10 protein-coding genes are annotated in these 14,668 nt (G+C 42.3%); 8 read left to right on the forward strand and 2 right to left on the reverse strand.

Annotated elements, in window-relative coordinates; genetic code table 11:
• The 4 genes from EXT43_RS10100 to EXT43_RS10115 are packed head-to-tail and all read left to right on the forward strand — an operon-like array spanning position 1 to position 4,384.
• Positions 1 to 1,161 (forward strand): ABC transporter permease, encoded by a 1,161-nt coding sequence (locus EXT43_RS10100; protein ID WP_062564955.1) that lies wholly within the window; start codon positions 1 to 3, stop codon positions 1,159 to 1,161.
• A 1-nt stretch (position 1,162) separates the two neighbouring features.
• Complete coding sequence (locus EXT43_RS10105; RefSeq protein WP_062564956.1) at positions 1,163 to 2,338, forward strand: FtsX-like permease family protein; 1,176 nt, start codon at positions 1,163 to 1,165, stop codon at positions 2,336 to 2,338.
• 20 nt (positions 2,339 to 2,358) lie between these two features.
• Entirely contained in the window at positions 2,359 to 3,057 is a 699-nt protein-coding gene (locus EXT43_RS10110) for a hypothetical protein (protein WP_062564957.1), read from the forward strand.
• Positions 3,058 to 3,073: 16 nt separating this feature from the next.
• A complete protein-coding gene (locus tag EXT43_RS10115) occupies positions 3,074 to 4,384 on the forward strand; it encodes a hypothetical protein (protein ID WP_130166878.1) in 1,311 nt (436 codons plus the stop codon).
• A gap of 429 nt (positions 4,385 to 4,813) precedes the next feature.
• Here EXT43_RS10115 and EXT43_RS10120 read toward each other — a convergent pair whose 3' ends face one another.
• Both EXT43_RS10120 and EXT43_RS10125 read right to left on the reverse strand, forming a co-directional pair.
• A complete protein-coding gene (locus EXT43_RS10120; RefSeq protein ID WP_062564959.1) occupies positions 4,814 to 6,964 on the reverse strand; it encodes a TonB-dependent receptor in 2,151 nt (716 codons plus the stop codon).
• An 817-nt stretch (positions 6,965 to 7,781) separates the two neighbouring features.
• Positions 7,782 to 8,627 carry a LysR family transcriptional regulator gene (locus EXT43_RS10125; protein ID WP_054551321.1) on the reverse strand — a complete coding sequence of 282 codons (846 nt, stop codon included), beginning with the start codon at positions 8,625 to 8,627 and terminating at the stop codon, positions 7,782 to 7,784.
• Positions 8,628 to 8,751: 124 nt separating this feature from the next.
• Between EXT43_RS10125 and EXT43_RS10130 the strand changes: the two genes are divergently transcribed.
• From EXT43_RS10130 to gcvP, 4 genes are all read left to right on the forward strand, one after another.
• Positions 8,752 to 9,351 (forward strand): hypothetical protein, encoded by a 600-nt coding sequence (locus EXT43_RS10130; RefSeq protein ID WP_054560756.1) that lies wholly within the window; start codon positions 8,752 to 8,754, stop codon positions 9,349 to 9,351.
• Between the two features lie 180 nt (positions 9,352 to 9,531).
• Complete coding sequence (gcvT, locus tag EXT43_RS10135; protein ID WP_062564960.1) at positions 9,532 to 10,614, forward strand: glycine cleavage system aminomethyltransferase GcvT; 1,083 nt, start codon at positions 9,532 to 9,534, stop codon at positions 10,612 to 10,614.
• A 51-nt stretch (positions 10,615 to 10,665) separates the two neighbouring features.
• A complete protein-coding gene (gene gcvH / locus EXT43_RS10140) occupies positions 10,666 to 11,055 on the forward strand; it encodes a glycine cleavage system protein GcvH (RefSeq protein WP_054551324.1) in 390 nt (129 codons plus the stop codon).
• Positions 11,056 to 11,485: 430 nt separating this feature from the next.
• Positions 11,486 to 14,377, forward strand: a complete 2,892-nt coding sequence (gene gcvP / locus EXT43_RS10145) for an aminomethyl-transferring glycine dehydrogenase (RefSeq protein ID WP_062564961.1) — start codon at positions 11,486 to 11,488, stop codon at positions 14,375 to 14,377.
• Positions 14,378 to 14,668: the final 291 nt, after the last annotated feature.

Raw genomic sequence — 14,668 nt, forward strand, 5'->3', positions numbered from 1 at the left:
GTGAGCTTGCTGCAGATAATTGTGAAGAATATGCTGCGAAAGCCGGTACGACTTGTATTGACTGTAATACCTATGTGTTTGGCATTTTTTGTTTTCAGTCTGATTATTGGTATTGATAATGCCTATGACGTGGAATTTGAACTGGATGAAAAACGTCGCATAGTCACCATCAACCAACAGTCAATTATTCAGCCATTAATGCAACCTGCCATTGAGCGGGTGAGAAAAATGCCACAAGTGAGCAACGCTACTTTTGCCACTTGGTTTGGTGGTTACTTTCTTAAACCTGACCAGACCTTTTCTCAATACGCTATTGAAGAAGATACCTATTTTGCAGTGTATGACGGAATTCAAATTCCAAATACTAGTCTGCCCTTGTGGCTGGAAGATCCAACTGCTGTTTTAGTCACGCCGCTACTTGCAGAGCGTTTTGATTGGAAAGTAGGTGATAAAATTGTGCTTACTACCAGTATTTGGACCCAAAAGAATTTCAGCAACGATTGGCCCTTTACCATTGCTGGGATTTTTTATGCCGAGGACGGTACCGAAGAGCAGTCTATGTTAATCAAGCACACTTATTTGGAGCGGAATCGTTTGTTCGGCAGAGGTATGACTAGCTTTTTTGTATCTCGGGTTCGATCTGATTATGATATCAACAACACTATCAACCAGTTAGACAAGCTGTTTGAAAATAGCAAAAACGCAACTTTTACTTCAAAAGAAAGCGCTTTTGCTGAATCATTTCGTAGGCAGTTGGGTGATTTGGCTCTCATGACAAAACTCGTCTTAGCCATAGCCGTTTTGGTTGTGTTTTTACTCACGTCCAGTTCTATGGCTCAGTCATTGGTGGAGCGTAAGAGGGAGTTGGCACTTTTTAGTGCGCTGGGTTATTCAAAAAGAAAGATTAGTTCACTGTTAGTGGCAGAGAATATTTTGGTTGTGGTGTTGGCCATGTTGATTGCAACTTGTATTACTCTTGTCAGCTCCGTACTACTCGGACAGATACTTGTGGATGGTCCGTTCTCCGATATTGAGCTCAGATTTTGGGACATAGTTCAAATTTCCGCCATCGCTATTTCTCTTGGTGCAACAGGTGCCACTCTTCCTTTGTTAAAGTTGTTGCAAGAAGACATGGCAGCTAACTTAAAATCGGCAATTTAATATGAAGCTACTTTTAAATTGTTTACTACTAGACATTAAGAGTTTAGCCCAAAGGCGTTATGAGGTTGCCTCTATTCTAATTTGCTCTGCTAGTCTGACATTGATTATCTTAGTGTTTTCGTCACTTCGGGTGGGGTTATCAGGGGTGATTGAAACAGCTGGCTCAGATAAACAATTGATACTGTTGGGCAATGGTTCAGAAAGCGAAGTGATCAGTTCTTTTAGCCTTCAACAAGTAGAACAACTAAAAACACTGATCAATGCAAACTCTAGGAATTCGATTGTCGCTTCGGAGCTTTTTACTAATATTCGAGTTGCCGATGCAGCCAAACACGAAGTTCAGGTGGTTGCCGTTAGAGGTGTAAGTGATGATTCACTGAAACTGAGAAATCACTTCAGTATTCAAAGTGGTAGGATGTTTTCGTCAGGCAGGCGTGAACTCATCGTTGGCGATAAGCTAGTTTCACGATTTCCTTGGTTGGGGCTTAACCAGAAAATTACTTTGGGCTCATTGGAGTGGACAATTGTGGGGGTTTTCGCCACAACTGAGACTGTTGCAGAGTCGGAGGTATGGGGCGAAATCAGTTTATTACAGGATGCTTACAATCGTGGGGCTATTTTTCAATCTATTCGAGTAGGAGTTGAAGATGCTGCAAATGCTCAAGCGATAGTCAATATACTTAACCAAGAAAACAACCGAATCAACTTGGTTGCCAAAACGCAGCGACATTACTACGCAGGTCAAATCGATGAAATGATTCAGTTTGTAGATATTATTGCTATTCCCAGCATTATTATTTTAATTCTAGCCACAGGTTTTTCGACATTGCAGAGCATGCACACCATGATTGAAGCCCGTCAGAGAGAAACAGCAGTGCTCAGAGCGATAGGCTTTTCTTCGCTAAATCTAGCAACCAGTATTTATAGTGTCACCATTTTAATAAGTATAGCAGGCTCGGTAGTGGGAATATTGTTGACATTGGGTATATTTTTGCAGTCTAAAGCCGTGATTTTGAATCATCTCAGCCTAAGTGAAGTAGTTTTTCCATTTAGTATCACTTGGCAAAGTGCGCTTATAGCTGTTCTGACTGCTATCACTATTGCCTTTGTCGGTGGACTCCCTCCGACTTTTATTTCACTTAATCGCTCAATTGTGACTGCCATTAGAAAAGGTTAATTCGAGTAAGGAGATAGGAAATGTATCAACATACGCGTCACTTTCTAGATATTGAAACACAAATTTGGCGGCTAAAAATGCAATATGATATTAAAGGATTAAATCGGCTTTTTAATGATTTTGTGAAAGAACAGATGCCTGAACAATTAAAGCCTTGGCAGGTTTACTATAGTGTTTTTACATTATTGACACTGAGCCAGTTGGAGGTGGATAGTAAAGCTCATTCGCGACAGGCTATGAGTTTGTTAAAAGATGCTCATGGAGTGGAAAATAAAAGCGATGAGTTTTATGCTTTGGCAGCCTGTTGTAGTGGTCACTTGGCAGCTGTAATAAAAGATCCTATAGCGAAAGCAAGAGCTGGGATGACAGCGGATAGGTCTTTTAAGATTGCTTTTGAAATAAATCCTAACAACCCCCGGGCGTATCTATTACAAGGTTTATCGTTTATGAACAAACCGAAGCTAGTTGGAGGCAGTAAGAAAAAAGCACTTACGTTACTAGCTAAGTCTGTTGAGTTATTTGAAACAGCCCAGCCAATAACAGAGCAAATACCTTCATGGGGATACCTCGATGCCCTTTATTGGCTTTCCCACTGTCACTTGCACTTTAATCACTTCAAAGAAGCTAGTGATTACATAGAGGTGGCACTTAAAATAGATGCTAACTTTGAATGGGGGTTGTCACTAAAGCAAAAAATAGCGCTTAAAAGTATGAATTAAGGCAGGAGGGAGCTGAATGCTTAAATTAGCCTCAATGAACCTAGTTGCCTATTTTCTGATAGGCATTAGTCTAAATATTCATGCAGCTTTGATAACCAAATCAAAAGAGGTAGGGGCAAGAGTGAAAGCTGAGCCTTATTTAGGTGTAGGTGAACTTGACTCTTTGCAGCTTGCAGCAGATTTTTCACTTCGCAGGAAGATTGCTTGGCAAATTTCAGCTGAAGTTTTAGCTCCTGCCAAGCAACAAGCCGGTTTTGGTTTCGTTATGGAAAATAGTCCAGCTTCATTGTGGCAAACATGGTTTTCTCGTGATGACATTACGTATCTTTTAGACGCGATAGATTCCAATGTAGCGCTTACCGACTCTGGACTTACAGAAATTGCAGCAAAAAAATTATTGACTAAAATTCAAAGGCTTAAATCTCCTAATTTTGATCCAGCACCATTAACTGGAGGGTTTCAACCGTTTTCTCCTGCAGTTTACAACTCAGATTATGTGCTCCACATATTGCAGAACTTTCGAAGTATTGCTAAATGCTCACCAGTGAGTATAAAGTTGATGGACGCACCGCTAACGAACAAAGCATCTCATTCCAATTGTATGGCTGAGTTTCCGCCAACATCAATTATGATGAAATTGGCGTGGGGTGAAGCTAAATCTCAAAATGACATAGGTTTTTGTCACAAAAGTGATGTTAAAGATCTTAGCCCTATAGGAGTGCATGAAGTTATTGCTAATAGTAGTGAGTGGATTAAAAAAGGGGAATATTGTCTAGATAAAAAAAATTCTTTTATGATACGTGATGGTGAAAGAGTCTTCGTTCTAAAAGGCTTCCACATTGTCACTAAGGAGCTAAAAGATTGGATATGGATTTCATTTATTTGGCAACCTGAGGCAGATAAAGGGTTTGGTAGTGATAGACCGGATAATATCAACGATATCTACACTAACTATATTATGTTAGTGTCGGTTAATGAACTTGAAATGGATTCTTCACCGGGAGATGGCATGAATAACTTTCCACTATTTAGTGGTAGCAAAAAGTTATTTTTAAGCTATCGTAATAAGTCGAAGGTAATAACTTGGAATTCTAACCCTTTTATAGAGGGGCCTGACTCGACTAGTAATTGTATTAGTTGCCACCAAGGAATATTTGCAACGGGTAAATTTGGGCCACATACAGAGCGCAAGCACTTTCCGTATGACTATACCTTTGGTACGCAAAATCGTGAATCTATTCTGATGCCTAGAGTGTCATTTAGAGAAGCAATCGACCGAGCTGAAGCTAGGCTTGGATCTAGTTACAAAAGTGATAAATATCAATGATATGAATTTACAATAATTCTCAATCATTTTACTAACTAAACTTGGCGTTAGAGGTGGTCAAAATTCTCATATGTGATTCTCTAGATACAGTGATTGTCAGTTCAATTGAATCATGAAACTTCAGCTCTATCACTATTGAGGTCTCTTTTTTAAAAATTAACTAATTACATTATTTATTTAAAATCAAGGTTTTAAAATATTATGTGGTGTTCGAGTAGTAAACTAGAAGTATTAAGGTTTGAATGGTTAAGATATGAATAGTGAAAATGAGGATTTAAAACTATGCATAGCCTTGCAAAATGCTGAAATAATCCAAGGGCAAGCAATTTTAATCACACGATGATAACTTGTTTTTGCAATACGTTTAACCAGTCAAAAAGCCGTGGGATTTTCATCACACGGCTTTTGATATTTCGCTAAGTCGTTTTATTAGAACGAGTAGCTGTAACCTAGTTGTAGGGTACGTGGTTTACCCGGTTGAATACCGCCGTTTGCACGGTTTGCAACGTAGGTTTTGTCAAACAGGTTGTCTACTGTTAAGTATACTTTTTGTTTGTCGTCGATTAGATATTTAGCAGCTAAATCCCATACCACGCGGCTGTCGATTGCATTGCGACCTGAGCTAGTTAAGTCTGCGTGTGCATCAGACACATAACGCATTTGCGTATCGAATACAAAGCTTGAGAACTCAGCACCCACTGAAAGCGCTAATTGGTTTTCAGGCACGTATGGCATTGCATCGCCTTTTTCTACGCTACCCCAAAGATCTGATTCAAATGCATTGTCAAACTCAGAATCAGTGTAAGTGTAAGTTAAGCGAACAGGGAATGAAGCTGCGTTAGTAGCAAACACTTTACCTGCGCTTAGCTCAAAACCAGACACAGATACTTCACCGTAGTTGTATTGGTCGCCAATGTTGTCATCGCTACAACCAACAGCCGCAGTACAGTTACCGTGCATGTTTGTGTAGTCAGAGTTAAAGTAAATTACTTCACCTTGAATGCCCGCGTAATCGTAACGACCACCTAGCTCAATGTTAACACTCTCTTCTTCTTCTTGATCCGCATTACCAGGGGCTGCTGGTGCGTAACCTTTTTGAATACCAGCAAGAAGCGTTAGGTTATCGCTAACAGTGTAAGTAGCACCTAGTGATGGTACTAAGATCTCAGTGTCGTTGCTGATATCTTTTGTTAAGCCATTTTCACGGTTTGGATCAGACTTAGCCCATTCAACACGTTTGATTGTGATGTCTTCGTAGCGAAGGCCTGCGCTAATAACTAATGCATCAAGTGACCACTCATCTTGAATGAATAGGGTCGTCGCTTCTGCGCTATCTAAACGGTTGCTGTTTGAACCTGGAACGCCTTTTTCTGTAAGCGTCATTGATAGGTCTTGGTTAAGCGTGTACTTGTCTTCCCATTGGAAACGATCCATTTCATCTTCATGGTAACGTGCACCCACAGTGATGTAGTGGTTGCCCGCAGGGATATGGAATTCAGTTTGCAAGCCTTTCGCTTGGTAATCACGGTTATTCGCTTTTACGCCAACACCTTCAATACCTTCGCTCGTTGGGTTTGCTTCAAACTCGCTGTATTGCTCAAGGTAGCTGCTGCTTACTTTGCTTGCTTTATACCAGTTACGGTGGAAATCGTTCAGGTAAGCTGTCGCAAGTAGCTCGTAACCTTTACCAAAGCGGTATGCATAGTTGATTTGGTATGCATTGTGTTGTGTGTTCATTTCATCGTTTTGCGATGCAGCATAACGACGGTAAGGGTTTTCTTGGTAATCAGCGTCAGTTAAGCCCATGTACGTTTCGTCAGAGCGCTCGTCTGAGTACTTTAACTTCATTTCTAGGCTGTGTGCTTCGTTATCACCAAAGTCAAAGCCAAACTTTAATAAGAAATCGTTCTTTTCGAAGCCTGTGTTGTCGCTACCTACTGGTAAATCTTTAAAGCCATCTGCACCGTAAGTGAAAACTTCTACAAGGCCTGCAGCATTGTTTTTCTTTTTACCGAAGTAAGCATGACCTTTGTAGAAACCGTCGCTACCAAGCTCGGCGTTAAGTAAACCTTTAGACCCTTCAGTTGGTAAGCTACGAGAAACTAAGTTTAAAACACCGCCTGTTGTACGCGGGCCATACTTTACAGAAGCTGCACCTTTAAGTACTTCGATAGACTCCATACGACCCATAGTAGGGAAGTAGTAAGCAGAAGGCGCTGAGTAAGGTGCTGGTGCTACAAGTACACCATCTTCCATTACTGAGATTTTGTCGTTACGACCTGTACCCGTACCACGCATACCGATGTTAGGACGAAGGCCGTAGCCGTCTTCTTCTTGTACATATACACCCGGTACAGCACTTAAAACACGAGATATATCAGTATATTCAAACTTTTCTAGTTCTTGCTCATCAATAAAAGTAGCAGAGCCAGGAATATCGTTAATTGCAGATGCAGAGCCAATTACAGTGATTTGCTCGAAGTTCTTCTCTTCTTTAGTTACATCTTTTGCAAAAGCATTAGCGCTTAAAGATAAAGCGACCGCAGTCGAAAGCGTAGAAACAATAAACTTAGGTGTCATTGTGTGTCCTGTATATGTTTAGATTTTTTTAACCGGCGCAATTAAAACATGTAAAAAAATGCGAATCAATCCTATTTGTAATAAAACAGGTCTGAACTGTAAGTTTTTGAAATAAATAAGATATAAAAAATACAGTAGTATTGTATTACGATATTGGGTTTTGGGAGGTGTTAAGTAAAACTTAATAGGGTGGAGCCATCAGCTTTCAGCCGTCAGCTATCAGATTAAAAGTTAGCGAGTTAGAAAGAGTAAAGGGGAAAGTTTGCGAGATAAGAGGAACGAGATGCAAGTTGTAGGAGGCGTTTTAACGCCGAAAAAATGGAGATATTAGATAACAGTGGTTAGAAGTTAGATTAAAACAACAGAGCTGTAAGCTTTAAGCTATAAGTCAGATCAGCCTGCACGCAGTCTCAGTGAAATGCATACCCGTAGGCGTGAAATTTATTTCGCGCGATGCTTATCTAAGCCTAACGTTTGGAGCCATCAGCTTTCAACCGTTAGCTATCAGATTAAAAGTTAGCGAGTTAGAAAGAGTAAAGGGGAAAGTTTGCGAGATACGAGGAACGAGATGCGAGTTGTAGGAGGCGTTTTAACGCCGAAAAAAGTCTATGCTGTTAGCACCTAGCACCTAGCACCTAGCACCTAACACCTAGCACCTAGCACCTAGCACCTAGCACCTAGCACCTAGCACCTAACACCTAGCACCTAGCACCTAGCACCTAGCTAAATTCCTACGCGATATAAAATCGCTGCTACAATCTTGCTAACTTGCTAACTCGCAACTCGCAACTCGCAACTCGCAACTCGCAACTCAATCCTAAGTCAAACGTAGGGCGATGAATTCGGCGAGTTTGTCTACGGCGGTGCCGGGGTCGTCGGTACGTTTAATTAAACTAATACCGATTTGACCAAGCTCGGGGAGGTCCTTGGTTTGTATTTGGTAATTAAGCTCATTCGGTACGGTGCTTTTTGCAAGCACCGTAATGCCTAAGCCTTCTTTTAATGCCGCAGTTAGGCCAGTTAAGTCGGCATTACTGTAAGCAATGCGGTATTTAATACCCGCACTTTGTAGTGCTTCGATTGCGCGGCGGCGATAAATACATCCCTCGGGGGCGGTTACAAGCGTTACCACATCGTTCTGTGCAAGGTTTAAATCACCCACCCATACTAGTTGGTCTTGCATAAAGATAGGGAACTTAGCTGATTCTAGCTCTTCGTTTAATGCCAGCACTAAATCGAATTGATCTTGGCGCGAGACCGACAACAAATGTTTACTCAATCGAGAGCGCACTTCGAGCGATACGTCAGGGTATAGGGCCACGAAGTCACCAATGATCGACGGTAAAATACGTGCAGCAAATTCACTGGGGATCCCCAAGCGCACTTTACCGGTCACGTTTTCGCTGGTGAACTGCTGCAAAATGGCATCGTTTTGTTGCAGCATTTGCTTAGCTAATGGCATAAGCAATTCGCCATATTGATTAAGCACTTGGCGCTGGCCTTGCTTTTTAAAAAGCTTATGGCCCAGCATGTCTTCTAGGCGCTTTATTTGTAAGCTCACAGCCGGTTGCGATAGCCCCAATAATTCACCAGCTTTGGCAAATCCGCCAACTTCAACAACAGTGACTAAAGTACGTAAACTATCGGTAGAAATGTTTTTCATTAAAAAATTCTATTTATAGGGCTATGTATATAAGCATTATTTATCAATTGATAAATAATTACAATTTGTTGTTGCCAGCACGGCGCAATATACTTCAAGCATTAACGATTGATAGGTGTCACATATGACTTTTACGCCAATAATGTTTGCTCGCCACAGCCAAGCTGAGACCCCAGCAGACAACGTGCTACAAGCAAATAGCGATACTGCCATTATGGATTTTAGTGGCACTGAAGCAATCCCATTTTTAACGGCTATTTTAGGTCTTGATATTAATAAGCTAACCGCCAGTGGTTTAGGCTTACGTAGTTCATTAGACGATGACCTAACAAGCAGCTACGCTTATGCCCTGTATTACTTTAACGAAACTGCATTTCGTTTTGTATTAGGTAAAGATGCCAGCGTGCAATTACAGTCGCTTATTAATGAGCAACAACTACGTTACGACATTGATTATGTAATGCGTGACGATTTAAGCGCACTAACCCTAAGTGGTGAGCAAGCGTTTGATGCCTTGGTCGACAGCTTTAAGCTAACGCCGGGGCTGCGTTTATCAGACATGCGCAGTTGTTATGGTGCACAAAGTGGTGAGGTATTTATTACCGCCATAGATAACCAAGCAACACAGCAATTTCAGCTGGTGGCGCGCCAAGCAGAGCTTGATAAATGGCAAACGCACTTACAGCAGCTCGGCTTTGATTTAGCCTTAGCCAACGTTGCTTAAAAGATAAAATTTTTAAAACAGCTACGCACTTGGGTGTTTAGCTGTTTTTTAGTTACAAAATCGCAATTTGGGTGTGACAACTGTGCAACTAATGTATAATCGCCGCCCATGTTATTCCCCCTCATTAAATTGAGGCCACGCCCCACAACTTGTGGGTTAATTTAAAAGTGAAGGAATATTATGACTTCTAAAACAGTTTTACATGCTAAGCACCTTGAAGCTGGCGCAAAAATGGTTGATTTCCACGGCTGGGAAATGCCAATCAACTACGGCTCACAAATCGAAGAGCATAATGCGGTTCGCACAGATGCAGGTATGTTTGACGTATCTCACATGACTATTGTCGATATTCAAGGCGAGCAAGCACAAGCGTTCTTACGTAAGCTAGTTGCAAACGACGTTGCTAAGTTAACTGTACCGGGTAAAGCACTTTACACAGGTATGCTTAACGAAGAAGGCGGCGTAATCGACGACCTAATCATCTACTTCTTCTCAGAAACGAACTACCGTTTAGTAGTTAACTCAGCAACACGTGAAAAAGATTTAGCGCATTTAGCTAAAGTTTCAGCTGATTTCGCCGTAACGGTTACTGAGCGTCCTGAGTTTGCAATGATTGCCGTTCAAGGCCCTAATGCACGTGCTAAAACAGCAACAGTACTTAACGCAGAGCAACAAGCTGCTGTTGAAGGTATGAAGCCTTTCTTTGGTGTGCAAGCAGGTGATTTATTTATTGCGACAACAGGCTATACTGGCGAAGATGGTTATGAAATCGTAGTGCCTAACGATCAAGCTGCTGATTTATGGCAACAACTTCTAGACGCAGGCGTAGCGCCAGCGGGTCTAGGTGCACGTGATACGTTACGTCTTGAAGCGGGTATGAACCTTTACGGCCTAGATATGGACGAAAGTGTTTCTCCACTTGCTGCAAACATGGCGTGGACAATCGCATGGGAGCCAGAAGATCGTAAGTTTATCGGTCGTGAAGTATTAGAACAGCAACGCGCTGATAAGTGCACAGACAAACTAGTTGGTTTAGTGCTTGAAGAAAAAGGCGTATTGCGTAGCGGTTTAAAAGTCATCGTTGAAGGTGGTGAAGGGGTGATTACCTCTGGTACATTCTCACCAACCCTTGGTCACAGTGTTGCGCTAGCACGCGTTCCGCGTTCAACTGGCGAAACAGCCCAAGTAGAGATGCGTAAAAAACTGGTTAACGTTAAGGTTGTTAAACCTTGCTTTGTACGTAACGGCAAATCAGTTATCTAAACTATAAAAAATTTGGTGTTATCACCCAATATAAACCAAAGGAACAAAAAGATGAGCAATATCCCAAGCGAATTAAAATATGCTACTTCACACGAGTGGGTTCGCGACGAAGGTGACGGTACGTTTACTGTAGGTATCACTGAGCACGCACAAGAACTTCTTGGCGACATGGTATTTGTTGAATTACCAGAAGTTGGTGATGAAGTTGACGCGGGTGAAGACTGCGCAGTAGCTGAGTCTGTAAAAGCAGCATCAGACATCTACGCACCAATCGGCGGTGAAATCGTTGCAATCAACGAAGAGCTTGAAGATTCGCCTGAAACAGTAAATAACGACCCGTACACTGACGGTTGGTTATTCCGTATCAAAGCATCTGACACATCAGAGCTTGATAACCTGTTAGACGCTGAAGGCTACGCTAACACAATCGACGAAGACTAATTAATTAGTCACGCCGACTAAAAAGCCCCAGAGATACCCAAACCACTTGAATATACAAAATTCAGTGGGAATTTAAATTGCTTTTGGCAAGGCGACTGATTGAAGATCTAGTGGGCTAAATCGAAATCAGTTAACGCAGAATAAAGCAATTTAAAACCCACCGTTCCGGGGCGTGTGAGCAATATCACTTCATCGTTATATTGATTTAAAAGGGAATGCCATTCCTGCATCAATATGCCTTGAATTGAAAATACTCACATCGCCCTGAATAAAGTATTATCAAGCGGTTTGGGTATCCAGTTGGGGCTTTTATGATTTTATAGCTTACTTTTCCATACGCTGTAAGTTACTGAATCAACCTGTTTTTAAGTTATTGCCAGTTACCCATTGGCAGTAACCACTTTTTTTTGGATCATAGGAATCTGGACAAATGTCAAACGCCAAATCTCTTGAACAATTAGAGCAAAAGCAAGATTTTATTCGCCGTCACATTGGGCCAAGCCCAGCGCAAGTAAGCGACATGCTGAGCGCTCTTGGAGTATCGAGTGTTGAAGAGCTGATCGGTCAAACGGTACCTGCAAGCATTCGCTTAGAGCAAGGTTTATCAATTGGCGAAAGCCGCACTGAAGTTGAAACACTAAGCTACTTAAAATCAGTAGCAAGCAAAAATAAAGTGTTCAAATCATACATCGGTCAAGGCTACCACCCAACTCACGTACCACACGTAATTTTACGTAACGTACTTGAGAACCCAGGCTGGTACACTGCGTATACACCATACCAACCAGAGATTGCACAAGGTCGTTTAGAATCATTATTAAACTTCCAGACTATGACCCTAGACCTAACTGGTCTTGATTTAGCAAGCGCGTCATTACTTGACGAGTCAACGGCTGCTGCAGAAGCAATGGGCCTTGCAAAGCGTGTTGCTAAAGCTAAAAAAGCAAACATCTTCTTCATTGCCGATGACGTACACACACAAACTATCGACGTTGTTGCTACACGTGCAGACCAGTTTGGTTTTGAAGTAGTAGTTGGTCCTGCAAGCGAAGCGGCTAATCATGAGATTTTTGGTGCATTATTCCAATACCCATCAACAACCGGTGAAATCACTGACGTAACTGACCTAATCGCACAAGTACAAGACAAAAAAGCGATTGCCTGTGTTGCTGCAGACATCATGAGCTTATTAATGCTTAAAGCACCAGGTAAACTAGGTGCAGACGTAGTACTTGGTTCAGCACAGCGTTTTGGTGTACCTATGGGTTACGGTGGTCCACACGCTGCATTCTTCGCAACACGCGACAAGTACAAGCGTTCACTACCTGGTCGTATTATCGGTGTTTCTAAAGACCGTTTAGGTAACGACGCACTACGTATGGCAATGCAAACACGTGAACAACACATTCGTCGTGAAAAAGCCAACTCAAACATCTGTACAGCGCAAGTATTACTAGCGAACATGGCAGCGTTCTACGCGGTTTACCATGGTCCACAAGGCCTTAAAACTATCGCTGAGCGTATCCACCGTTTTGCAGACATCTTAGCAGCAGGCTTAAAAGAGAAAGGTGTAAACCTTAAGCACGACACATGGTTCGATACACTGACTGTTGTTGCAGATAACAAAGACGAAATCGTTGCACGTGCAGTAGAGCACGGTGTTAACTTTGCGTCTAACCGCGCAGGTGAATATTCAATTTCTGTATCAGAAACAACAACCCGTGCAGACGTAGCTGAGCTATTCGACATCATTTTAGGTGAAGATCACGGCCTAAGCGTTGATGCACTTGCAAACGAAATCGAAGTAAATGGCAGCAACTCAATTCCTGCAAGCCTAGTACGCGATGACGAAATTTTAACGCACCCTAACTTCAACTCGTACCACAGCGAGACTGAAATGTTGCGTTACATCAAGCGCCTAGAGAACAAAGACTTAGCGCTTAACCACTCAATGATCTCATTAGGTTCATGTACAATGAAACTTAATGCGACAGCTGAGATGATCCCAATCACTTGGCCTGAGTTTGCAAACTTACACCCATTCTGCCCACTTGATCAGGCTGCGGGTTACCAAATCATGATGACAGAGTTACATGATTGGTTAGTAAACATCACAGGTTACGATGCTGTTTCACTACAACCTAACTCAGGTGCACAAGGTGAATACGCAGGCTTAATCGCGATTCGTAAATACCACGAGTCACGCGGTGAAGGTCACCGTAACGTATGTTTGATCCCAAGTTCAGCGCACGGTACAAACCCAGCGTCTGCACAAATGGCAAGCATGAAAATCGTGGTTGTTGACTGTGATAAAAACGGTAACGTTGATATGGCAGACCTTAAAGCGAAAGCCGAAGAGGTATCTGAAAACCTATCTTGTATCATGATCACTTACCCATCTACACACGGTGTTTACGAAGAAACAATTCGTGAAATCTGTGACATCGTGCACCAGCACGGCGGTCAAGTGTACATGGATGGCGCAAACATGAACGCGCAAGTAGGTGTTACAAGCCCAGGTTCAATTGGTTCTGACGTATCGCACCTTAACCTACACAAAACATTCTGTATTCCACACGGTGGTGGTGGTCCAGGTGTTGGCCCAATCGGTGTTAAATCTCACCTAGCGCCATTTATGCCTAACCACAGCGTAATTAATGTTGCTGGCACAAACATCGGTAACGGTGCGGTTTCTGCTGCCCCTTACGGCTCAGCAGCTATTTTACCAATCTCGTGGGCATACATTGCCATGATGGGCTCTGAAGGCTTAAAACAAGCAACAGAAATGGCTATCGTGAACGCTAACTACTTATCTGAGAAGCTAAGCGAACACTACCCAATTTTATACCGTGGCCGTAACAACCGCGTTGCGCACGAGTGTATTGTTGACCTACGCCCAATCAAAGAGCAAACAGGCGTAACAGAAATGGACGTAGCTAAACGTCTACAAGACTACGGCTTCCATTCACCAACTATGTCATTCCCAGTAGCTGGCACGCTAATGATTGAGCCAACTGAGTCTGAGTCTAAAGTTGAGATCGACCGTTTCATCGAAGCAATGGTGTCAATCAAGTCAGAAATCGACCGTATCGCATCTGGCGAATGGTCAATTGAAAACAACCCGCTAGTGTTTGCACCGCACACACAAGCAGACGTACTAGGCAATGAATGGGATCGTGCATACGACCGTTTCTACGCAGCATTCCCAGTACCAAGCGTAGCAAAAGACAAATTCTGGCCTACAGTAACCCGTATCGATGACGTATACGGCGACCGTAACCTAGTTTGTTCATGCCCAGCGGTAGAGACATACCGTGACTAAGGTTTGATTAAATTCAAATGCCAAAAAGCCGTTGCAGCAATGTAACGGCTTTTTTGTTGGAGAAAAGCTATCAGCTTTCAGCCGTCAGCTGTCAGATTAAAAACACAAGTTAGCGAGTTGCGAGGGGAAAGATCCGAGTTTTGAGGAACGAGATGCGAGTTGTAGGAGGTGTTTTAACGCTGAAAAAAGAGTTATCAGATATCAGTGATTAGAAGTTAGATTAAAAATACTCAAGCTAGCGAGCTTCGAGGGGAAAGAGTAAAGGAGCTTTAAGCCACAAGTTTGAAGTTA

The organism is Pseudoalteromonas sp. CO109Y, from assembly GCF_004208935.1.
Classification (GTDB): domain Bacteria; phylum Pseudomonadota; class Gammaproteobacteria; order Enterobacterales; family Alteromonadaceae; genus Pseudoalteromonas; species Pseudoalteromonas shioyasakiensis.

What these genes read in the sequence shown, in the direction of transcription:
- EXT43_RS10105 (WP_062564956.1), top strand. Translation starts at nt 1,163, where the DNA reads ATGAAGCTACTTTTAAATTGTTTACTACTAGACATTAAGAGTTTAGCC.
- EXT43_RS10110 (WP_062564957.1), top strand. Translation starts at nt 2,359, where the DNA reads ATGTATCAACATACGCGTCACTTTCTAGATATTGAAACACAAATTTGG.
- EXT43_RS10115 (WP_130166878.1), top strand. Translation starts at nt 3,074, where the DNA reads ATGCTTAAATTAGCCTCAATGAACCTAGTTGCCTATTTTCTGATAGGC.
- EXT43_RS10120 (WP_062564959.1), bottom strand. Translation starts at nt 6,964, where the DNA reads ATGACACCTAAGTTTATTGTTTCTACGCTTTCGACTGCGGTCGCTTTA.
- EXT43_RS10125 (WP_054551321.1), bottom strand. Translation starts at nt 8,627, where the DNA reads ATGAAAAACATTTCTACCGATAGTTTACGTACTTTAGTCACTGTTGTT.
- EXT43_RS10130 (WP_054560756.1), top strand. Translation starts at nt 8,752, where the DNA reads ATGACTTTTACGCCAATAATGTTTGCTCGCCACAGCCAAGCTGAGACC.
- gcvT (WP_062564960.1), top strand. Translation starts at nt 9,532, where the DNA reads ATGACTTCTAAAACAGTTTTACATGCTAAGCACCTTGAAGCTGGCGCA.
- gcvH (WP_054551324.1), top strand. Translation starts at nt 10,666, where the DNA reads ATGAGCAATATCCCAAGCGAATTAAAATATGCTACTTCACACGAGTGG.
- gcvP (WP_062564961.1), top strand. Translation starts at nt 11,486, where the DNA reads ATGTCAAACGCCAAATCTCTTGAACAATTAGAGCAAAAGCAAGATTTT.